This is a genomic window from Ruminococcus sp. AM42-11, from assembly GCF_003480145.1.
GTDB lineage: Bacteria > Bacillota > Clostridia > Lachnospirales > Lachnospiraceae > Blautia_A > Blautia_A faecis.
In genome coordinates this window covers 117519-139938 of sequence record NZ_QUIO01000004.1, presented here as the reverse complement: position 1 = coordinate 139938, position 22420 = coordinate 117519, and the positions used below count along the sequence as shown (strand labels likewise).

Annotated in this window: 23 protein-coding genes and 2 pseudogenes; 7 read left to right on the top strand and 18 right to left on the bottom strand. The window is 43.6% G+C overall.

Annotated features, from left to right (window positions below; translation table 11 throughout):
* Positions 1–55 precede the first annotated feature (55 nt).
* A complete protein-coding gene (pcrA, locus tag DW904_RS04275) occupies positions 56–2287 on the bottom strand; it encodes a DNA helicase PcrA (RefSeq protein ID WP_118578217.1) in 2232 nt (743 codons plus the stop codon).
* A 30-nt stretch (positions 2288–2317) separates the two neighbouring features.
* Between pcrA and DW904_RS24955 the strand changes: the two genes are divergently transcribed.
* The gene (locus tag DW904_RS24955) at positions 2318–2404 is read left to right on the top strand and encodes a DUF6783 domain-containing protein (RefSeq protein ID WP_334286057.1); all 87 of its coding nucleotides are present in this window, start codon (positions 2318–2320) and stop codon (positions 2402–2404) included.
* A gap of 276 nt (positions 2405–2680) precedes the next feature.
* The gene (locus tag DW904_RS04265) at positions 2681–3307 is read left to right on the top strand and encodes a DUF1836 domain-containing protein (RefSeq protein WP_118578215.1); all 627 of its coding nucleotides are present in this window, start codon (positions 2681–2683) and stop codon (positions 3305–3307) included.
* 92 nt (positions 3308–3399) lie between these two features.
* Here the strand turns inward: DW904_RS04265 and DW904_RS04260 are convergent, their stop codons facing one another.
* Positions 3400–3726, bottom strand: a complete 327-nt coding sequence (locus DW904_RS04260; protein ID WP_118578214.1) for a YerC/YecD family TrpR-related protein — start codon at positions 3724–3726, stop codon at positions 3400–3402.
* Between the two features lie 227 nt (positions 3727–3953).
* Here DW904_RS04260 and DW904_RS04255 point away from each other — a divergent pair, with 227 nt between their 5' ends.
* Positions 3954–4649, top strand: a complete 696-nt coding sequence (locus DW904_RS04255) for a YesL family protein (RefSeq protein ID WP_118578213.1) — start codon at positions 3954–3956, stop codon at positions 4647–4649.
* On the top strand, positions 4646–5578 hold the full coding sequence (locus DW904_RS04250; protein WP_347562017.1) for a TIGR01212 family radical SAM protein: 933 nt from the start codon (positions 4646–4648) through the stop codon (positions 5576–5578). Before DW904_RS04255 ends, DW904_RS04250 begins: the two co-directional genes overlap by 4 nt.
* On the opposite strand, the pseudogene DW904_RS24950 reads toward DW904_RS04250, so the two are convergent.
* Positions 5551–5777, bottom strand: a pseudogene (locus tag DW904_RS24950) (DUF6783 domain-containing protein). The gene DW904_RS04250 and the pseudogene DW904_RS24950 sit on opposite strands and share 28 nt — an antisense overlap.
* 76 nt (positions 5778–5853) lie before the next feature.
* On the opposite strand from DW904_RS24950, the gene DW904_RS04245 reads away from it, so the two are divergent.
* Entirely contained in the window at positions 5854–6366 is a 513-nt protein-coding gene (locus tag DW904_RS04245; RefSeq protein WP_118578212.1) for a DUF4364 family protein, read from the top strand.
* Between the two features lie 127 nt (positions 6367–6493).
* Here the strand turns inward: DW904_RS04245 and DW904_RS04240 are convergent.
* The 11 genes and pseudogenes from DW904_RS04240 to infC all read right to left on the bottom strand — a co-directional run bounded on the left by DW904_RS04240 (position 6494) and on the right by infC (position 16581).
* A pseudogene (locus tag DW904_RS04240) lies at positions 6494–7815 on the bottom strand (replication-associated recombination protein A).
* Between the two features lie 132 nt (positions 7816–7947).
* Complete coding sequence (locus tag DW904_RS04235; RefSeq protein ID WP_226815908.1) at positions 7948–8760, bottom strand: polysaccharide deacetylase family protein; 813 nt, start codon at positions 8758–8760, stop codon at positions 7948–7950.
* 273 nt (positions 8761–9033) lie between these two features.
* On the bottom strand, positions 9034–9651 hold the full coding sequence (locus DW904_RS04230) for a cytidylate kinase-like family protein (protein ID WP_118578211.1): 618 nt from the start codon (positions 9649–9651) through the stop codon (positions 9034–9036).
* Positions 9652–9869: 218 nt separating this feature from the next.
* Complete coding sequence (locus DW904_RS04225; RefSeq protein ID WP_118578210.1) at positions 9870–10580, bottom strand: ABC transporter ATP-binding protein; 711 nt, start codon at positions 10578–10580, stop codon at positions 9870–9872.
* A 13-nt stretch (positions 10581–10593) separates the two neighbouring features.
* On the bottom strand, positions 10594–11352 hold the full coding sequence (locus DW904_RS04220; RefSeq protein WP_118578209.1) for an ABC transporter ATP-binding protein: 759 nt from the start codon (positions 11350–11352) through the stop codon (positions 10594–10596).
* A gap of 2 nt (positions 11353–11354) precedes the next feature.
* The gene (locus tag DW904_RS04215) at positions 11355–12428 is read right to left on the bottom strand and encodes a branched-chain amino acid ABC transporter permease (RefSeq protein ID WP_118578244.1); all 1074 of its coding nucleotides are present in this window, start codon (positions 12426–12428) and stop codon (positions 11355–11357) included.
* Between the two features lie 10 nt (positions 12429–12438).
* Complete coding sequence (locus DW904_RS04210) at positions 12439–13323, bottom strand: branched-chain amino acid ABC transporter permease (RefSeq protein ID WP_118578208.1); 885 nt, start codon at positions 13321–13323, stop codon at positions 12439–12441.
* A 391-nt stretch (positions 13324–13714) separates the two neighbouring features.
* Positions 13715–14875, bottom strand: a complete 1161-nt coding sequence (locus DW904_RS04205) for an ABC transporter substrate-binding protein (RefSeq protein WP_118578207.1) — start codon at positions 14873–14875, stop codon at positions 13715–13717.
* A 528-nt stretch (positions 14876–15403) separates the two neighbouring features.
* Positions 15404–15760: a 50S ribosomal protein L20 gene (gene rplT / locus DW904_RS04200; protein ID WP_117850812.1), complete on the bottom strand. Its 357-nt coding sequence runs from the start codon at positions 15758–15760 to the stop codon at positions 15404–15406.
* A gap of 40 nt (positions 15761–15800) precedes the next feature.
* Positions 15801–15998, bottom strand: a complete 198-nt coding sequence (rpmI, locus tag DW904_RS04195; RefSeq protein ID WP_117850817.1) for a 50S ribosomal protein L35 — start codon at positions 15996–15998, stop codon at positions 15801–15803.
* A gap of 88 nt (positions 15999–16086) precedes the next feature.
* Positions 16087–16581, bottom strand: coding sequence for a translation initiation factor IF-3 (infC, locus tag DW904_RS04190; RefSeq protein ID WP_118578206.1), 495 nt, complete (start codon positions 16579–16581; stop codon positions 16087–16089).
* 474 nt (positions 16582–17055) lie between these two features.
* Here infC and DW904_RS23550 point away from each other — a divergent pair, with 474 nt between their 5' ends.
* A complete protein-coding gene (locus DW904_RS23550) occupies positions 17056–17205 on the top strand; it encodes a DUF1540 domain-containing protein (RefSeq protein ID WP_243110291.1) in 150 nt (49 codons plus the stop codon).
* A complete protein-coding gene (locus tag DW904_RS23545) occupies positions 17202–17375 on the top strand; it encodes a DUF1540 domain-containing protein (protein WP_243110290.1) in 174 nt (57 codons plus the stop codon). Before DW904_RS23550 ends, DW904_RS23545 begins: the two co-directional genes overlap by 4 nt.
* A gap of 114 nt (positions 17376–17489) precedes the next feature.
* On the opposite strand, the gene ftsZ is transcribed toward DW904_RS23545, so the two are convergent.
* From ftsZ to DW904_RS04160, 4 genes are all read right to left on the bottom strand, one after another.
* Positions 17490–18653, bottom strand: a complete 1164-nt coding sequence (gene ftsZ / locus DW904_RS04180; RefSeq protein ID WP_330382736.1) for a cell division protein FtsZ — start codon at positions 18651–18653, stop codon at positions 17490–17492.
* 229 nt (positions 18654–18882) lie between these two features.
* Complete coding sequence (locus DW904_RS04170) at positions 18883–19860, bottom strand: cell division protein FtsQ/DivIB (RefSeq protein ID WP_118578204.1); 978 nt, start codon at positions 19858–19860, stop codon at positions 18883–18885.
* Positions 19861–19994: 134 nt separating this feature from the next.
* Complete coding sequence (gene murA, locus DW904_RS04165; RefSeq protein ID WP_118578203.1) at positions 19995–21263, bottom strand: UDP-N-acetylglucosamine 1-carboxyvinyltransferase; 1269 nt, start codon at positions 21261–21263, stop codon at positions 19995–19997.
* A gap of 58 nt (positions 21264–21321) precedes the next feature.
* Entirely contained in the window at positions 21322–22404 is a 1083-nt protein-coding gene (locus tag DW904_RS04160; RefSeq protein WP_118578202.1) for a putative peptidoglycan glycosyltransferase FtsW, read from the bottom strand.
* Positions 22405–22420 lie beyond the last annotated feature (16 nt).

Sequence of the window (22420 nt, the reverse complement as noted above, 5' to 3'; positions counted from 1 at the left end):
TTATTTTACCATAGTTAATATATTAATTTTAAATTTTTCCAAACCCAATTTCCAATCAAATTTTCTTCAGCTTGGCAAAGCTTGCGAACATCTTCTTCACACCAACCTTATCAAACTCCACTGTAACCTCATAATCACGACCGCCTTCCACGATTTCTTTCACAATTCCAACGCCAAATTTAATATGGCGAACCGTATCTCCCACCTCATAATCCAGCGAATTGGCTTTTGTTACTTTAAATTCTCTTGGCTTGTAATTTCTGCCCTGGAGAATTTCTTTCATCTTGGAGTATTTCGCCGGTGTTGGGATTAGTTCCTCCACTTTCGGCTTCTTCTCCTGAATAGTGTGTCCCAGATCTACCAGTTCTCTTGGAATCTCTCTCACAAACCTGGAAACCCTGTTATACTGAGTCTCTCCACGGATCATCCTCTGCTGGGCGCAAGTCAAAGTAAGGTCTTTCATTGCACGGGTAATTCCCACGTAACAAAGTCTTCTCTCTTCTTCCATCTCCCCGTCATCGCCATAGCTGATGGTCATATGACTAGGGAAAATGCCGTCTTCCATTCCTACCATAAACACCTTCGGAAACTCCAGACCCTTGGCACTATGTAAAGTCATAAGGAGCACATAATCCTGATCCGGATCTACAGTATCAATATCTGCTACCAGAGCCACCTCTTCCAGAAAGCCTGAAAGCGTAGCCGACTGATTCTGCTCCTCCATAGCCTCCTGATAAGCTACAGTCTTGGAAATCAACTCATCAATATTCTCAATTCTTGCTCTCGATTCTTCTGTATCCTCAGCTTCCAGCTCTGCCACATAACCTGTGGAATCAATTACCTCCTGCAGGATTTCCTCCACAGTCATCACATCTGCCTTGCTTTTCAGCATCTGTATAAAAGTTACAAAGCCATCGATCTTTGACAAGCTTCTTCCAATAGAAGGAACCTCTTCAGCCACGCGCAATGCCTCATACAGACTGATTCCCATATTGTCCGCATAATCCTGAACACGTCCAAGTGTCGTTGCACCGATTCCACGCTTTGGCACATTTATGATTCTCTGCACAGCAAGATCATCTCTGGCATTATTAATCGTTTTCAGATAACAGAGAAGATCCTTGATTTCCTTACGTGCATAGAAATTAACGCCTCCTACCAGTTTATATGGAATATTGGCTGCAATAAATTTCTCCTCGAAAATACGGGACTGGGCATTGGTACGATAAAGAATAGCGCAATCACGGTAGTTCCCAAGACCGTTTCTTTTTAACTTGCCGATTTCCCCTGCCACATACTCTGCTTCCTCATAGGCATTCAAAAACTGGCGAAAATGCACCTTGCTGCCTTCTTCGTTCTCTGTCCACAGGGTTTTTGCCTTACGTTCTGTATTATTCGCGATCACCTGGTTCGCTGCATTCAGGATATTCCTTGTAGAGCGGTAGTTCTGCTCCAGACGGATTACCCTGGCATCTGGAAAAACATGCTCAAATCCAAGAATATTTCCAATATTAGCCCCACGGAATTTATAAATGGACTGGTCATCATCACCTACCACACAAAGATTCTGATACCGCTGGGCCAGAAGACTGATAAACTTAAACTGTGCAGTATTGGTATCCTGATACTCATCCACCATAATGTATTTAAACCGCTCCTGATAGTACTCTAGCACTGCACCGCATTTTTCAAAAAGCTCCACCGTCTTTACGATCAGATCATCAAAGTCCAGTGCATTATTCTTGCGAAGAGCAGCCTGGTATTCACGGTAAACAGAAGCCACTTTCTTCATATTGTAATCTCCGGCAGCTTTCATCTCCATATCATCTGGTGTAAGCAGCTCGTCCTTGGCATGGGAAATCTGGGCAAGAAGGGAACGCTCTTTATAAATCTTGGTGTCAATGTTCATCTTCCTGCACACATCTTTCATAAGAGACTTCTGGTCATCTGTATCATAGATTGTAAAATTCGTGTCATATCCCAGATTATCAATATGTCTCCGAAGGATTCTTACGCAGGCTGAGTGGAAAGTAGACACCCAGATACTCTCAGAACCAAAGCCCACCAGCTTATCCACACGCTCTCTCATCTCCTGAGCAGCCTTATTGGTAAAAGTAATAGCCAGAATATTCCACGGATTTACTCCCTTTTCATCCATCAGATAGGCAATCCTGTGTGTCAGCACTCTTGTCTTGCCGGAACCAGCTCCCGCCAGGATCAGGACTGGTCCCTCTGTCTGTGCTACCGCCTCGCGCTGAGGGGGATTTAATGTATCATATATGCTCATTTATGTTCTCCTTTTTTCGCTAACGCATGTTTGAAAAAAGCTTTCTGCAGGATGTGCGCCACAATTTGTAGGAGCTTCCGCCCTGATGAGGGCGTCACAGCGGACTGCGACAACTGAATTCGGACGAAATATACCGTCAAATGGGGCATGCAGATTGCGGGAATGATTTTTCAAATAGTTAAATCTCATTATACATGAAATCCTTATCTCCCACAACCCCGAACGTGCAGAAAATCCAAACATAGATTCGGGTTTTTACTGTTTACCAGTAACATTCCGCGAGGTGTTTTTTGTAAACAAAGTTCTGGTTTTTTTCTGTTTTTCACAAGATCTGAAAAAAACAGTTTACAAGTAGTTTTAAAAACTATATAATAAGGAGCAGAGGTGATAAAAATGACAGCTGATGATAAATCCATATTAAAGAGCATTCTGGAGCACATTTCCGGAATGGATTATATAAAACCAGAAGATCTTCCAAACATCGACCTGTACATGGATCAGGTCACCACGTTTATGGAGGATCAGCTTGCGTCCACAAAGCGTCACGATGATGACAAGATCCTGACAAAGACCATGATCAATAACTACGCCAAGAATAACCTGCTCCCTTCACCTGAGAAGAAGCGCTATTCCAAAGATCATCTGCTCATGCTGATCTTCATTTATTATTTTAAGAATATTCTGTCCATCACAGACATCCAGAAGCTTCTCGGTCCCATCACAGCGAAATACTTTAAAGGTGAGCCAGGCAAGGACATGACCTATGTATATAATGAAGTTTTTGGAATGGAGAACCGCAAGATTGACCAGTTGATCAAGAATCTTCTAAAGGATTACCGTTTCTCCAGCGCCACTTTCCAGGATGCAGATGAGGAAGATCAGGAATTTCTGAAGCGATTCAGTTTTATCTGTCTCATGAGCTTTGATGTCTACATTAAGAAGATGATCATTGAGAAAATGATCGATGACATTTCCCCATCTGAGCCCAGGGACAAACATAAGAAGAATAAAGACAAATAACAGTACAAAACCCGCGAAATTATCTCATAGCACAATTTCGCGGGTTTTCTTTCGTATATTTTATTCTATTTCGGATTCAGATCCTCTGACGCTTATTCGTCCTTCTGATCCAGAGAACGGTTCTGCTCTTTTTTCTCTTCCATTCTTTTAAATACCATATCATAACCGTCATTGCCATAATTCAGAGAACGGTTTACACGGCTGATCGTGGCTGTGGAAGCACCGGTCTTCTCAGAAATGTCAAGGTAAGTTCTCTTATCCATCAGCATCTTGGCCACTTCAAATCTCTGAGATAAAGAAAGAAGTTCGTTAATGGTACACACATCCTCAAAGAAAGTGTAGCACTCTTCCTTATCCTTCAGACAAAGTATGGCCTCAAAAAGATGGTCAACTGCCTCAGTTCTGATATTTTTACTCATTTCGCTACTCCTTTTTCTATATTTAATGTTTATTATTCTCTTTTCAATGATTACTATTTTAACACTCTGACGTGTGATAAGCAAGAACTTTCTATAAATATTTTTGTGAAGATTATATAGTTTTTATGTTCTTTTTTATTTTCAAATTGCTTTTTTTTCACAGATTCGTTATACTATGTGATAAGCTCATTAATGCAATATACAAAATAGAAAAGAGGAATTTTTGAATGGATCGTTTTTTCAACATGGATAACAAATTTTTCACCTTCATGAGCAGGGTAGCAGATCTTATCATTCTGAATCTGCTTTGCATCGTCTGCTGCATTCCGGTGGTGACCATTGGACCTTCCATTGCAGCCATGTTCTACGTCACTTTGAAAATGGTTCGTAATGAAGAGTCTTATATCGTCCGCGGATTTTTTAAATCCTTTAAACAGAATCTGAAACAGGGTATTGTGATCAATCTGATCATGCTTGCGGCTGCCCTTTTGCTGTACTTTGACATCAGCATCTGCCGCAGCACACCTGGCACCATCGGTAAGGTTCTTATGGTATTATTTATGATGATCCTGGTCGTTTACCTGATGATCTTCCTGTACATCTACCCGGTTCTTGCGAAATTTTACAATACCATCAAGAATACTTTTACCAACGCATTTTTGATGTCCATCCGCCATCTTCCATATACAGCACTTATGATCCTTGTCACTGCTGCCCCGGTTCTTGTATTTTTTATTCCAAGTGCCCAGGTACAGTCCATGGTCATCCTGCTGCTGGTGCTCATTGGATTTTCCGGAATTGCATACATCAATTCCCATTTCTTTGTGAAAATTTTTGACAAATATATTCCGGAAGAAACCTCTGAGCCGAATCCTGACAGTGTAGTAGACCACAGTCTTGATTCCGACAATAAGAATTTATGATCACCAGCTGGAATGGAAAGCCCTATCACTCCCTTGACTATATGCTAAAGGAGCGCTTCGGAGAAAAGGTTTATAAAGTCACCTTAAACGGCGGCATGAGCTGTCCCAACCGCGATGGTACAATAGGACACGGTGGCTGCATCTTCTGCAGCGAAGGTGGCAGCGGTGATTTTGCCGCTAGTGCAGCACTCTCTATCCATGAACAGATAGACAGTCAGATTGCCATGCTTTCAGCCAAAAGACCTATTCACAAATACATCGCCTATTTTCAGGCTTACACCAATACTTACGCTCCTGTGCCTTATCTGGAAAAAATTTTTCAGGAAGCTATTTCCCATCCGGGGATTGTGGCACTTTCTATTGGTACAAGGCCGGATTGCCTGGAGGACAATGTAGTAAAACTTCTTTCCCGGCTAAACATGGTTAAACCAGTCTGGGTAGAACTGGGACTTCAAACCATTCATGAATCTACCGCAGCTTATATCCGGCGAGGTTACCCTCTATCCTGCTTTGAAGACTCCCTTAAGAGACTCCGCACAGCTGGTCTGGAAGTAGTAGTTCATACCATTCTCGGGCTTCCCGGCGAATCCAGGGAAGATATGCTGGCTACTATGGATTATTTAAATGCCCGGGATATTCAGGGAATCAAGCTTCAGCTGCTCCACGTTCTGAAAGGCACTGACCTTGCATATGATTATCTTGCCGGGAAATTTAAAGTGCTGGAACGCGCCGAATATATTGACCTTGTAGCAGACTGCCTGGAACATCTGGATCCATCCATTGTGATCCACCGGGTTACCGGCGATGGGCCGAAAGATCTGCTGATCGCCCCTCTATGGGCCAGCAGAAAAAGAGAAGTGCTGAATCTGCTCCACCACCGTTTGAAAGAGCGTCAGAGTTTTCAGGGCAAAGCATTAGAGCGTGTTTGAAAAAGGCTTTCTGCAAGATGTGCGTCACAATTTGTGGGAGATTTTGTCCGATTGAGGGAGGCGTAGCGGCTACGCCGACTGAAAGAGGGCAAAATCTCCCGCAAAGTGGGGCGTGCAGATTGCGGGAATGATTTTTCAAACACGCTCCAGAGTCTGTTTGAAATATTATTCCCGCAATCTCCCGCAAAGTGTAATACACATCTTGCAGAAAGCCTTTTTCAAACACACTCGAATTTAGAACTTATGCAATATTTCACCAGAAGGGAGGCTGGAAAATGGCTACACCATTTACTGTTTACAAACTGATCATCCTATATATGCTTCGGAATTCTTCGTCCCCCATCACTAATTCAGAAATTTCAGAATTTATTCTGGACCACGAGTACACGAATTATTTCCATTTGCAACAGGCCCTTTCCGAGCTTGAGGAAACAGAGCTGATTGAGAAGCGTACCATTTCCAATACTTCCTACTATTATCTTACTGAAGATGGAAAAAACACGCTCACCTATTTCGAGAATGATATTTCCCAGGACATCCGTACTGAAGTGCTCCAGTACCTTGCAGCCAGAGGTGCCTCCACAAAGAATCAGGTGAAAGCTCCAGCCGATTATTACATTAATAATCAGGGAGAATATGTGGTTCACCTTCAGCTTTTGCAGAAGGGTGCTTCTGTGATCGATCTTTCTCTTGCAGCGCCATCTCTTTCCGCTGCAAAGGCCATGTGCAGGCAGTGGCCCAAGAAATATGAAGAAATTTATGCAAAAATAATGGAGGGGCTTTTATAAAGCTCCTCCACTTTTTATTTCAGATTTTGTAATTATTCAGTACCTTCACAGCTGCACGCTTGGCAAAATAGCACTTGCTGATAATTACTCAATATTTATTCCAACGCGTGTTTGAAAAATCATTCCTTCAATCTGCATGCTCTTTTATAAACTTCATGTGTTCCTTCAGTTTCTTCTCATATCCCATATCTGACAGCTCATAGAATTTCTCTCCCTGGATCTCATCTGGCAGATACTGCTGCTTTACATAATGATTTGGATAATCGTGGGCATACTTATAGCCGATTCCATGTCCCAGCTTCTCATGCCCTCCATAATGGGCATCCTGAAGATGAGCCGGAACAGTCGTCCTGGTACGCTTCACACTGTCCATTGCTGCAAAAATAGCATTCACCGCTGCATTACTCTTAGGTGCACATGCCATATATGCGGCAGCCTGGGAAAGAATGATCTGGGATTCCGGCATTCCCACCCGCTCAACTGCCTGGCTGCTGCGGTTGCCACTACCAGGGCCTGGGGATCTGCATTTCCAATATCTTCAGAAGCAAGGATCATCATACGTCTTGCAATAAATTTCACATCTTCACCTGCATACAGCATCTTCGCCAGATAATAAACTGCAGCATCCGGATCGGAGCCGCGCATACTCTTGATAAATGCAGAAATAATATCATAATGGTTATCTCCATCCTTATCATAGCGCACCACACGCTTCTGGATACACTCAGAAGCCACATCCAGAGTAATATGAATCTTGCCGTCTGAAGCTCTTGGCGTAGTAAGAATGCCAAGCTCTATGGCATTCAGAGCGCTTCTGGCATCTCCTCCTGCCATATCTGCCAGAAACTCCAGGGCATCTTCATCCAGAACCGCATTATAGCTTCCCATGCCCTTTTCCTTATCGTTCACTGCCCGCAGGAGCAGTTCTTTAATCTCCGGAATCTCCAGTGCCTTCAACTCAAACACAATAGAACGTGAAAGGAGCGCACCGTTTACCTCAAAATAGGGATTCTCTGTGGTGGCCCCAATAAGGATAATGGTTCCGTCCTCCACAAAAGGCAAAAGATAATCCTGCTGTCCTTTATTAAAGCGATGAATCTCATCAATAAACAAAATCGTCTTTCGCCCATACATTCCAAGGGCATTCTGAGCCTGTTTTACCACTTCTTCCATATCTTTCTTGCCTGCTACGGTGGCATTGATCTGGGTAAAGTCTGCGCTAGTAGTATTGGCGATGACTTTAGCCAAGGTGGTCTTTCCGGTTCCTGGAGGACCGTAAAAAATAACGGAAGTCAGCTTATCTGCCTTGATGGCTCTGTAAAGTAATTTATCTTTTCCCACAATGTGCTGCTGTCCCACTACTTCCTCCAGTTTCGTAGGGCGAAGACGTGAGGCAAGTGGGGATTCATTCTCCATTGTCCTGGATTTCGCATATTCAAATAAATCCATGTATTTCTCTCCAATTCAAAAGTAATTTTCCGTACATTTGTTCTAATTATAATCTATATTTCTCATTTAGGCAAGTTTATACAGCTATTTTTTAACTGTTCGCGGAACGTTAGCGTTACCAGTGGATATCTTTTACGGTAATATTAATTCCTCTACAGTCACAAATTCATATTCTTCTGCCATCAGAAGATCCACAATCTGAAGCGCTGCATCTACTGAGCTTTGGTAAGCATCATGCATCAGGATCACTGCCCCGTCTGACACTTCCGACCGCACAATTTTCATAATCGAATCTACATTTTTACTCTTCCAGTCCAAAGTATCCACATCCCAGAGTACAGGAAACATCTCCACATAAAAATCCAGATTTTTTCGCCACTCCCCATAGGGCGGTCTTAACCATGCCGGGTACACACCTGTGATTTCAAAGATTTTCTGGTTGGTTGTCTCAATTTCTTCTTTTGCTGCCTCCTTTGAAATCTTATCCAGCTGTACATGATTGTATGTATGATTCCCGATCAGATGACCTTCCTCCTGTATTTGCTTCACCAAGGCCTCTTTTCCCTCAATATTCTTCCCCATGAGAAAAAAAGTAGCATGAACCCCTCTCTCCTTCAGCCCTTTCAGAAGCAGCGGCGTATATTTACTGTTAGGACCGTCATCAAAAGTCAGAGCTGCTTTTTTCTTTTCCGTCACATTCTTTTCCAAAGTATCTTCCAGCTTCTTTTCTGACCTTCTATTCCTAGCCCCTATCACTTTGTCACTGACAGTTTTTTCCTCTCTTTTTCCGTTCCCCTTCTGCGCACCTTCCTGTTCCCGCCCGGCACAGGTATATTCCTGCACTTCTTTTGCATTCTCCCGGATTCTCACAGTTTCCAGCCTTGCCAGCAGCACCGCCAACGCTATAACTTCTACCCACATCACCAGATGTCTTTTTTCCTTCATATCCCGCCGCCTGACATCTGTCTTTCCTGATAATATATGTTTATGAAATGTAAAAAAGAATCCTGCTTGCAGGATTCTCCGCCTGCGGCGGGTCGCCTCGAGCGGCAACTACCTTTCCGCCGCAGTGCGATCCTGCCCGGTAGCTTTTAATGTAACAGGAAATCCAAACGGAATTTCCTGTTACATTAAAAAGCACTGGCAATCTCTTTCAAAATCACCAGTGCTCTTCCTTTTGTTTTCACATGATATGCTGCTATGTGGCACAGCCTGTTATTATTTCAGCAGCTTCAGCTGATTTTCAATTTCTTCGATACATTTCTCATATCCAAGCTTGCTGCTATCCAGACACAGGTCATACTGAGTGGCATCCTTCCATTCCTCACCTGTAAATCTGCGGTAGTACTCATCCTTACGCTTGTCATCCTTCTGAAGGAATTTTTCGATTTCCTTCTGGCTCATACTCAGCTTCTCAGCAGCCTTTTCCATTCGGAAATCCCAATCAGCGTGGATAAATACACGAAGCACATTTGGATAATCCTTCAAAATATAGTTGGAGCATCTTCCAATGATCACGCAGGATTCCTTCCCTGCCAGTTCACGGATGATCTTTGCCTGATAATTAAACAGGTTCTCATCAGAGGTGAAGTCCTTACTCTGAGGCGAGATCAGCTCACCGCTGTAAATTCCATTCTTCCCGAAAAGCGGTTTTTTTGCGCTGGAATACTCATCTACTCTTCCAAAAAGAGTTTCATGAATTCCGCTGTCCTCAGATGCCATGCGGATAATATCCTTGTCGTAATATCCAATCCCTAATTTCTTCGCAAGCATTTCACCAACGGTACGTCCACCGCTTCCGTACTGTCTTGCAATTGTAATTACGAAATTGTCCATTTCTCTCCTCCTTATTACACTGGCCAGCTTCCTAAAGCGTTGTTTTTTCCATTCTTTCCGACAACAACAAAAATCACCTGACCAGATTATTTTCCCAAAGACCTTACTGTTCACGACCTGTCCAGTAACCGCTTCGTGATGCACCAGATTCCCGAAAGTTCTGTGAACTTTGTTCACAAAACGGACATGTCGCCTATCAGCTGTCAGATCTACAAATTTTATTCACCCAGATAAGCCTTCTGTACCGCTTCATCGTTCAGCAGGTCGCTTGCATTTCCACTCATTGTGATCTTACCAGTCTCAAGAACGTATGCACGATCTGCGATAGAGAGGGCTTTCTTCGCATTCTGCTCTACAAGAAGTACCGTGGTACCGCTTTCACTTACCACACGGATAATATCGAAGATCTCATTTACAAAGATTGGGGAAAGTCCCATGGATGGCTCATCCATTACGATCAGTCTGGGTTTACTCATAAGGGCACGACCCATGGCAAGCATCTGCTGCTCACCACCAGAAAGTGTACCGGCACGCTGTCCTTTACGCTCTTCCAGACGCGGAAACCTTTTATAGACTCCTGCAAGGCTTTCCTGGATCTCAGCTTTATCTTTTCTCGTATAAGCACCCATGATCAGGTTCTCATATACACTTAAATCTGAAAAAACACGACGTCCCTCCGGAACATGTGCAATTCCCATTTCAACAATCTTATGGGCCGGAACCCTGGTAATATCTTTTCCTTCAAAAACAACGGAACCTTCTTTTGCTGAAAGAAGACCTGTAAGTGTCTGCAGTGTAGTGGTTTTTCCTGCACCATTGGCACCGATCAAAGCAATAACCTCGCCCTGGTTTACCTCAAAGGAGATTCCTTTTAATGCCTGGATTACACCATAATATACGTGTAAATCTTTTACTTCCAACATTGCCATTTCTTTTTCCTCCTTATTCGCCCAGATATGCAGTAACAACAGCAGGATCTTTCAGAACCTTTGCTGTCTCACCCTGACAAAGAACCTGTCCGAAGTTTAATACAGTCAGTTCCTCACAGATACCGCCAACCAGCTTCATATCGTGCTCAATCAGAAGGATCGTCATATTAAAATGATCTCTTACAAACCGAATGGTATCCATCAGCTCCTGTGTCTCATTTGGGTTCATACCGGCGGCCGGCTCATCCAGAAGAAGAAGCTTGGGATCTGTGGCAAGCGCTCTGGCAATTTCCAGCTTACGCTGTTTACCATAAGGAAGGTTTCCCGCAAGAAGACCAGCCTCCTGATCCAGATTAAACACCTTCAAGATCTCCATAGCACGCGCGTTCATCTCTTTTTCTACTTTAAAATACTTGGGAAGTCTTAAGATTCCGGTTAAAGTAGAATATTTATAATGATTATGCAGACCAGCCTTTACATTGTCCAGTACGGTCATATCTTTAAAGAGTCGAATATTCTGGAATGTTCGTGCGATTCCTGCTTTATTAATATCGATAATACTTTTTCCGGTGATATCCTGACCATCCAGCTTGATAATTCCCTCTGTTGGCTTATAAACACCTGTAAGAAGATTAAATACGGTTGTTTTTCCGGCACCGTTTGGTCCGATCAGACCATAAAGCTCGCCTTTTTCGATTTTCAGTTGAAAATTATCTACAGCATGAAGGCCGCCAAACTGTATGGAAAGATTATTTACCTCTAACATTGCCATAATTAAGCTGCCTCCTTTTCTTTCACGTGACCTTTGATTTTTTCAATAATACGGCTTCTGAAATCTCTAGCTGCAGGAGCCCAGTTGAAAAGCATCATTGTGATCATTACGATTGCATAAATCAGCATACGGTAGGTGGAAAATCCACGAAGCAGCTCGGGAAGTGCATAAAGCACAATCGTTGCCAGAATACTTCCGCGAAGATTTCCCATACCACCAAGAATTACATATACCAGAATGGTGATGGACATGTTGTAGTCAAAAATAGAAACCTTCAGCATGGAAAGGTTGTGGGCATAAAGTACACCTGCTACACCGGCAATTGCAGCGGAAATAGTAAATGCAAGCAGCTTATTCTTTGTTACGTTGATACCGATGGACTCAGCTGCAATACGGTTATCACGGGTAGATGTAATGGCACGTCCGCTTCTGGAGTTTACCAGATTCTGGATAATAAACAGAACGACCAGAACCAGAATCACACCGATCAGGAAGAAATAATCCTTAATATCTTTATATAAGGTTGCAGTACCGGAAACACCGAGAGCACCCTTGATGATCTGTTTTCCGCCTGGATCCAGTTTCAGGTTGGCTGCGCTTGTTGCAACGTGAAGCCCTTTATCATCCACACCAACATACAGAATATTGATCAGGTTCTTAATAATCTCACCAAATGCCAGGGTTACGATTGCCAGATAGTCTCCCCGAAGTCTCAGTACCGGGATACCGATCAGCACACCGAAGACAGCAGCCACGGCAGCACCTACCAGCAATGCAAGAATCAATCTTGGAACAGACGGAAGCACATCACTGGTAACATGGGAAAACAGAGCACTGGAATAGGCTCCAACGCACATAAATCCTGCGTGTCCAAGACTCAGCTCTCCGGAATAACCGACTACCAGATTCAGGGAAAGAGATGCGATAATGTACACACAGATGGGTACCAGAAGGCCGGTAAGCAGTCTGGACAGGTTTCCTGTAGAGGAAAGGATCTGTACCACAACGAAGATTGCGATTACCATGCCATATGTAATAAAATTGTTTTTTGTTGTTTTGTTCATATTTTTTTTCATATCGGCCACCTCATACTTTCTCCTGGATGTTCTTGCCGAACAGACCAGATGGTTTTACAAGCAGCACGATGATCAAAACTGCAAATACAATTGCATCTGCAACCTGAGAGGAAATATAGGCCTTACTGAAAATCTCAATAACACCAAGGAGAATTCCTCCAACCATTGCTCCTGGGATAGAACCTATTCCACCGAATACTGCCGCTACGAAAGCCTTGATACCAGGCATTGCGCCTGTATAAGGAGTCAGTGTAGGATATGCGGAGCAAAGAAGAAGTCCTGCAATTGCAGCAAGTCCGGAACCGATTGCAAAGGTAAGGGAAATGGTTGCATTTACGTTGACACCCATCAGCTGTGCGGCGTCACGGTCCTCGGAAACAGCCTGCATGGCACGCCCCGGTTTTGTTTTCTTTACAAAAAGCTGAAGACCAACCATAATCACAATACAGGCAAGGATTGTTACGATCGTAACACCTTTAATCGTAAGCTGTCCGCCAAACAGCTCCAGAGACGGAACATTGATAACCGGAACAAAGCTCTTTGCATCTGCGCCAAAAATTAAAAGCGCCAGGTTCTGAAGCAGATAGCTGACACCGATTGCAGTGATCAGAACTGCCAGATTCGATGAAGCCTTACGAAGAGGTCTGTATGCAACTGCCTCAATGACAACACCGGCAACAGTACAGATCACAACAGAAAGAATGATTGCCAGGATTGGTGACATACTGGCTTTGGTAACTGCGGTAAGAATTACAAATGCTCCAACCATGATAACATCACCATGTGCAAAGTTCAGCATTTTTGCAATACCATATACCATTGTATAGCCGAGAGCGATGATCGCATAGATACTGCCCAGGCTGATACCATCTTTTAAATAGGATATAAAACTCATAATGCACCTCTTAACTGGATTTATTACTGTAGATAGTAACTGATTTTTCTTTTTCACGAGCGTGTTTGAAAATTCATTCCCGGCTTTTCCCACTGTAAAGCTTCCTGTCACTTTCTGACACGAAAAAGCGGAAGTAAATTTTCAGACACGCTCCAGTTATTTACTATGAATGTCCCGGACGGCAGCTGACTTTCCTATATCATGATGTCGCCGACAGGCCACCTGTCCGTTTGTTGTATCAGACTGAAACAACAATCATTTCTGTAATTGCAAAGAAGGAGACGGACCCACAGGTAACCGTCTCCCCCTTGCTAACGGCCATCCCCTGCGCAATCAGGGAAATGGTTAAAGCCTCTGCCGTATGACCGGCACAATGGCTCTATTCTTATAATTACTCCATAGAAGCGTAAACGCCATCTTTGATCACATAAGCCTTAGGTGCTTTATCGCACTCACCGTCTTCTGTCCATTTAGCTTCTCCTGTAAGACCATCAAGAGTAATATTCAGCATGGAAGCAGACATTGCTGCACTGATGTCTTCATTTGACATATCTGGTGTGATGCCAGCATCATTTGCTGCTGCCTGCATAGCGTAAAGTACATCATATGTATCTGCAGCAAACTGATTTGGTGTCTCACCATTGTTTGCATCGCCATATGCTTTAACAAATTTTACAGTTGCCTCATCATCGCCTGTAGCAGAGAATGGTGTCAGAAGCATAACGCCTTCTGCAAGAGATTTATCAAAGTTCTCAACATTCAGGATTCCATCCATACCATCAACACCAAAAATCTTCATGTCAAGACCAAGGTCATGAGCCTGCTGAAGAATCAGAGCGTTGTCAGAATAGTAGTTCGGAAGGAACAGGAGCTCAGCGCCACTGTCTTTGATCTTTCCAAGCTGTACGGAAAAGTCTGTGTTGTTATCTGTTGTGTATGCTTCATCAGCTACAACCTCAAGGCCGTAATCAGCGCAGGCTGCAACGAATGCATCATGTACACCTGAGTTGTAATCAGCCATGGAATCGTAGAGGGTAGCTACCTTCGTAGCAAGACCTTTCTCAGAAATATACTCAGCAGATTTCGTTCCCTGCATTGGGTCTGTAAAGCACATACGGAACTCATTGTCACCAGCGGTAATGCTGTCTACTGCTGTAGCAGACGGTGTGAAGAGGAATGTACTATCAGCTGCCTCTGCACCTACTGCGATACAAGCACCGGAGGTAACAGTACCGCAAAGCATCTGCATTCCTTTGTCAAGAAGGTCATTGTAAGCGTTAACTGCTTTCTCCGGATCTCCCTGATCGTCACCAGCGTCAAGGATTTCTACCTGATATCCATTGAATCCGCCGTTTGCATTGATCTCATCTGCTGCGATCTTAGCTGCATTATATACACCATTACCATACTGTGCATAATCTCCTGTCATAGGTCCGATGACACCAATCTTGAAGGTTTCCTCGCTCTCTGCAAATACAGATACAGGTGTTACTGTGGATACTGCCATTGCTGCGGCTGCAGTAATGCTGAGTACTTTTTTCAGATTTCTCATAATAAATCTCCTCCTTAATTTATGTAAGAGCGTCTGTCATCTCGCCTCTCATGGTGCCCAAGGCATATCCGAAAAACATGGCATGCAGATTGCAGGAATGATTTTGGGAACAGGTTCTGCAACACTGAGATAGTATAAAAGCCCACTGGTGGTTTCCCAGCCGGCTTTGGCTTCCATAACTTCTTCTCTTTACTACTTTAATGTTATGATTATAGCATTCTGTTTTTTTGATTGCAATAGAAAATTTTATAGTTTTTTTAGAATTGCAAAAGAAATTTCCGTTACAATGACCAATTTTTTCTGTTTATGTTGTTTCTGTGACGTACAAACGTACGTTGTAGGACATACTTTCATGCTGATTTCATATTTTGTATTATGCTCGTATTGGAATGTGTTTAAAAAATCAATTCGGACAAAATTAACCACAAGGTGAGACCTTCAGATTGCAGGAATGATTTTTTTGCAGACTCCGGGATAAAAAAAGGAGATGGTCACCCATCTCCCATTCAAATATCCTATTTATTTCAATTAAGCAATTGCTTTCTTAGCAATCTCAGCAAGTGCTGCGAATCCCTGAGCATCATTTACAGCCATCTCAGCAAGCATCTTTCTGTTAATGTCGATGTTTGCAACTTTAAGGCCGTGCATCATTTTGCTGTAGGATAATCCGTTCATTCTTGCAGCAGCGTTGATACGTGCGATCCAGAGCTGTCTGAACTGACGTTTCTTCTGCTTTCTTCCAGCGTAGGAGCTGGTAAGTGCACGCATAACAGACTGTTTTGCTACTCTATACTGTTTGGAACGAGCTCCTCTGTAGCCCTTTGCCAGTTTTAATACACGATTATGTTTCTTCTTTGCGTTTAATCCGCCTTTAATTCTTGCCATTTCTTATTTTCCTCCTGTTCGTCTTCTTCTATGCTATATCTTATAAATACGGTAATGCTTTCTTCATGCTCTTAACATTAGTAGAATCAACAACAGTAGCTTTTCTGAGATTTCTCTTTCTCTTCTGAGATTTCTTTGTTAAGATATGGCTCTTGTAAGCTTTATTTCTTACTAATTTTCCTGTTCCTGTTTTTTTGAAGCGCTTTGCTGCTGCTCTACAAGTTTTAATTTTTGGCATTGTAATTTCCTCCTTAATATCGTATCTATTTAATGTCCCTCATCCAGCCTGACACCCTCAGGGTGTCTCTCCAAATGAATGCAACATCCTAGTGTTTCTGTGCTAAAAACATTGTCATGCTTCTGCCTTCTACCTTAGGTGCCTTCTCAACTACAGCAATGTCCTTCAGCATATCGGCAAAATCATCCAGAACGTGCTTGCTGCTTGACATGTGTGCCATCTCTCTTCCGCGGAAACGAAGAGTAACCTTCACTCTGTCGCCCTTGGTGAGGAATTTGCGTGCTGCCCCAGCCTTTGTATTCAGGTCATTGGTATCAATATTTGGTGAAAGACGCACTTCTTTGACATCGATGGTCTTCTGCTTTTTCTTGGCTTCTTTCTCTTTTCTGGCAAGTTCGTAGCGATATTTACCATAATCAATGATCTTACATACCGGCGGCTTTGCCTGTGGGGCAATCTTTACTAAATCAAGCTCTGCCTCCTGAGCTTTGGCCATTGCTTCTCTTGCGGACATAATTCCAAGCTGCTCTCCGTCCGGTCCGATTAAGCGTACCTCTTTGTCTCTGATTTGTTCGTTAATCATTAAATTGCTAATTGTCGTGCACCTCCATACCTGATAGATGATCTGTTCTGATCCAGTTTTTAACTTCTGGACTCTCATTCCCCTTCGCAGGAAGAAATTCCTGCCTGATACCTGACGCCGCAAATATAAAAAAAGTGCGGACAGAATCCACACTTCTCCTATTACACTCGCGAACTAAGTCACGCGCTGCTGTGCAATATGAACCCGAGCCGCATCTAAGTATGCGCTGAGGTGAGAGTGAACTCTGCTTTCTTTTCATCACGTACTGTCGTATGATATCATGCCTTATTGTGAAAGTCAAGATGTTTTTTTATTTTTTCTAATAATTTTTTTCTTATAAATTTGTGCATATTTTTTGCAGGCACAGGAAAAACTAAGACTGCTGCAGCGGTTTAGTGCCCTCATGAAATACGGTCTGCTGAACAACTGCAAATGTTTGCAAAATCAAGCATACAAAATCAGGAGGTAAAAAACATGACAATTTTAAAATGTTCCGCAACAACCTGTGCTTACAATGAAGATATGCTTTGTTCCAGAGGGGAAATCAACGTCATGGGTGACAGTGCAAAAAGTTCTGAAGAAACATCCTGCGGAAGCTCCGGGAAAAGAGCCAGGGTGCCATGAACAGTGCCAAAAACGGCTGTGGATGTGAGACCATCCAGATTGACTGCAAAGCCCACAACTGTACCTATAACGAAAACTGTAAATGTACTGCAGCTGCTATTGATGTAGCCGGAAGCGGTGCAAAAGTATGTTCCGAAACAAAATGCGATACCTTTGAATGCCAGTGCTAGAGCGTGTTTGAAAAAGGCTTTCTGCAAAAATTTTTCAAACAGGTTCCAGAAAATAGCCGCAAATTCAAAAACAGCCCCCGCACAAATGTGCGAGGGCCTTTTAATTTCCATTCATTATCTGTTTCTTAAGAAATCCGGGATCTGGATATCTTTCTTCTGAACCGTGCTGGATGGTGTCTTCGCTGTGAATGGTGTAGCATTCATAGTCGGCATGCTGAAAGACGGCATGTTCAGATTCACACCAGCAGACGCTGTAGTGGAAGCAGGTCTCTTATTGGCAAATACAGAGTTGCTTGCCTTATTTCCAAATGGATTGGATGCCTGTGCATTATCAGAAAGGCCTGTAGCAATAACAGTGATTCTCGCATAATCAGCAACAGAGTCATCATACATAGCACCAAAGATGATATTTGCATCTTCACCTGTAAGCTCCTGTACATAGCTTGCAGCATCATTTGCGTCCATAAGGGAAATATCACCGGAAATGTTGATGATAACGTGTGTAGCACCCTTGATGGTAGTCTCAAGAAGCGGAGAGGATACAGCCTGCTGTACAGCCTCCATAGCCTTGTCATCGCCTCTTGCCTCACCGATACCAATGTGTGCAATACCTTTATCTGTCATAACAGTCTGAACATCAGCAAAGTCAAGGTTGATAAGAGCCGGCAGATTAATCAGATCTGTGATGCCCTGAACTGCCTGCTGCAGAACCTCGTCTGCTTTACGAAGTGCTTCTGGCATAGTTGTGCGGCGATCTACAATCTCCAGTAATTTGTCATTAGGAATTACAATTAATGTATCAACAGCTTTCTTCAGGTTCTCAATACCTGCAAGTGCGTTGTTCATACGTGTCTTAGCTTCAAAACGGAAAGGTTTGGTCACAACACCTACAGTGAGGATCCCCATTTCCTTAGCTGCTGCTGCGATAACCGGTGCAGCACCTGTACCAGTTCCACCGCCCATACCGCAGGTAACAAATACCATGTCAGCACCTTCGATGATCTGTTTTACTTCCTCAATGCTCTCTTCTGCTGCTTTCTGTCCAACCTCAGGCTGTGCTCCTGCACCAAGACCTTTGGTAATTTTCTCACCGATCTGAAGTACAGTTGGAGCTTTACACAGAGTCAGAGCCTGCTTATCTGTATTCACTCCTACAAACTCTACCCCGCCGATGGCTTCTTCAACCATTCTGTTAACTGCGTTATTTCCGGCGCCGCCTACTCCGATTACAATAATCTTAGCAGAGGATTCCGCCTCATTTGACATTATCTCTAACAATGTACTTCCTCCTTTATTTCTACCTTATATCCTTTATCTTTAATTTCAGCAAATATATATACCAAGCTGCATATAGCTATATCATATATTTTTTTTGTGAATTTATCAACCACTAATTTTGTTTTTTTATACTTTTTTCGCGAAATACGCGATATTTTCCTCAGAGTGTGTTTGAAAAAGGCTTTCTGCAAAATGTGCATCACATTTACAGGAGATTTTCAGACACTCTCTAATATTCCTCATCATAACCGTCATAACCGCTGTCATTATAGTCTTCGCTGTAGTCCTCACTGTAATCTTCAAGCTCCTCTTCGCTTCCATCTTCACTGGTTTCATTGGGATTGGGACCTACATAATTTCCATCTTTATCCAGCTGTCCATAACCGGTATAGCTTCCATCTTCCATATATCCGCCAAGCCAGCTGCCATTTGCAGCAATGCTCTCCTCAGTAGGTCTGGAGCCTACATAGTTTCCGTTCTGGTCATATTCACCTTCACCGGTATAGTCACCCTCCAGGTCATACCCTCCATGCCAGTTAGCCACTGCATTCTCGTAAGCAGCCGCAGTATCCACATCCTCAATCACGCCATCCTCGCCCAGATCCTGCTCGAAGGTAATCGTCTTGGAATTTTCATTTACATTTTCCAGATGAAGGATTCCCTTTTTGCCGGAAAGCTTGGGCAAAATTGCGCTGACACGTGTCATCTTGTCCTCAAGATACTCATCCTTTCCCAGCATCACCCGGATATCTCCATAAGTCAAAGTAATCTGATAACTGGTGTCAAATTCAATATGATCCGGTATGGCATCGTTCTTCTGGAAAATAGTTGCCAGCGCCACCGCAGTGGTAAGAACCGAGTTTCCCTTAATCGGAAGCTTCTCCCCTTCGATCACATGGCTTACTTCAATGCCATCAAAAAAAGGCACCAGTTCATCCCTTGTATGAGAACTTTCAATAAAAATACCGTTTCTGTCAAAATAAATATAACTGTCCAGATAAGGAATGCAGCCTACCGCCTTCTTTTCCCGGACACTGATGCAGATACTGTTATGAGAAAGCCTGGTAATATAAAAGCCTTCCACAAAAGGCACACCCTCTACGTCCACCCTGGAATGGAGCAAAACTGCAAGAACGGAATTATCCGTAAAAACCCCCTGCAAAGCCATCTCCTTCACCTGTTCATCCGTGTAACGAGAGGTTCCCATTACCTCCACCTTTGTCACATGAAAATAGGAAAAGAAAAAGACAAGTCCTGCCAGCAGAACTGCCCCCAGGTACCCAGAATCGCTTTCTTATGTTTTCTATAGATCAACTTCATTTTCAGTGATTTCATATATTGTTATTCCTGTATCCTTTTTACTGCTGCTCCCAGCGCATTAAGATCCTGGCAAATATGCTCATACCCCCGCTGTACAAAAGAATATCCTTCCAGTACGGTAACTCCCTTAGCCCCAAGTGCTGCCAGGATCAGGGACGCACCGCCTCTTAATTCCTGCGCCTGCACAGCTGCTCCATGTAAAGTCTTTACACCGCAGATTACAGCCTCATTTCCCTGTACGCGGATCCTGGCTCCCATTTTCCGCAACTGGTCAGCTGCTTTATAACGGTCTTCAAAAACCATTTCACGAATGCAACTTTCCCCCTCTATGGTGGAAAGAACTGCCATTACGGGAGACTGCAGATCTGTTGGAAATCCTGGATAAACACCCGTTTCCAGCAGTTTAACAGGGCTTTGAACATTTTTTCCATTGACTAATAGTTTACCACTGTTACCTTTATATTGTCCACCCATTTTCCTATATACTTCCAGAAAGGCCTTCAGTTCTCCTTCCGGAGGGTTTTCAAGAACGATCTGGCTTCTGGTTATAGCTGCCGCACAGATATAGGTTCCTGACACAATGCGGTCTGGCGGCACCTGAATGCACCCGGCACTTAGGCTTTTAACTCCCTGGATTCTTATTTCAGAAGTTCCATCCCCTTGTATTTTTGCTCCCATGGAACGCATATACCTGCAAAGCCACTGTATTTCCGGCTCACAGGCACAATTTTCCAATACAGTCTCTCCCTCTGCAAGCACAGCTCCTAAAATGCCCTGCTGGGTGGCTCCCACACTTCTTTTTGAAAAAGAAACCAATGCCCCTTGCAGATGAGGTGCTTCTGCCATCAAAACTCCCTGTTCCTCTGTGACCACTGCGCCAAGCTTCCGAAGCACAAAAAGATGCATATCAATAGGTCTTTTCCCGATCACGCACCCACCTGGATAGCCAAGGCTTCCTTTCCCATTTCTTGCGAGAAGCGCTCCAAGAAGAATCACGGAAGACCGCATCCTCCCTGTAAATTCAAAAGGAACTGACCATTTACCGGCATTTTCGCAGTCCATATACAGATCATGGTCTTCCCACCAGGTCACTGCCCCAAGCTTCTGAAGAATTTCCTCCATACAAAAAACATCCGCGATCCGCGGACAGCCTTTGAGCACACTGACTCCCCGATGTAAAAGAGACGCCGCCATCATAGGAAGCGCTGCATTTTTTGAGCCCTGTATCCGAATACTTCCCTTCAGCTGGTGTCCTCCCTCAATGTAAATCCGGTCATTCAAGCCATTCACTCCTAAAGGGCCTCTTACCTTTTATTGTATGCGAATATTTCTGACTGGTGATAAAATTTCATTTTCTGCTTACGCTCAAAGCCAGCCCCATCTCGCCCAGAAGAAACACCACTGAGGTTCCGCCATAGCTGATAAAGGGAAGCGTGATTCCTGTATTTGGAATGGTGTTTGTCACCACCGCAATATTCAGGATCACCTGAATGGCCATATGGCTCATAATGCCAACGCATAAAAGTGTTCCCTGCAGTTCCCGGCAGTGAAGGGCAATCACCATCAGTCTCCACATAAGAAGCCCAAATATGCCAATGAGAAAAAAAGCTCCGGTCAGTCCCAGTTCTTCGCAGATAATGGAAAAGATCATATCATTCTGGGCTTCCGGCACAAATCCCAGTTTCTGCAGGCTGCTGCCAAATCCTCTTCCGAAAAGCCCGCCGCTTCCAATAGCATAAAGTCCCTGAATGGTCTGAAAACCCTTTTCATACTTCTCCGGATTCCGCCATATGGCAAGCCTTTCCAGACGGTAGCTCTCTGCTGCCAGAAACACTGCGATCACTGCTGCACCAGTCACTCCCATTCCAACAAATCTGGCATATCCCGGATCTGATATAAAAATCAGGATTACACCGATTCCAAGGATTATGATTGCCGTACTTAGGTTATTGGAGCCTACCAGTCCTACAATTGGAAGAAGTGTCAGCATTGTCCTGCACATAAACCAGAAGCCAGCTGTAGTCTTTTTGCTTCCCTGGATCTGCCAGGTGAGAAAAAGGATCACTGCTGCTTTTGCAAATTCCGAAGGCTGAAAAGACAACGGTCCAAAATTCAGCCACCTTCTGGAGCCATTGATTTCCTGTCCTACAAATAAAACTGCTGTAGAAAGTCCCATAGATAAGAGATAAGCAGCCGGTGCCAGCCGAACAAAGAATCTGTAATCTGTCTCTGCTACTATGTACATGGTCATAAGGCCCAGAGCTGTTGCAAAAAGCTGCTTTTTAAAATAATAGGCAGAGTCGCCGAAACGTACTCTGCCATTATATTCACTGATGGAAAACAGCATGACCAGTCCGAATACTGCCAGAAGCAGCACAAGGATCAGTAAGACCGTGTCTGTTTTCGTTTCTTTCTTTCGCTCCCGGATCATAGAGATCTGCTCCTGA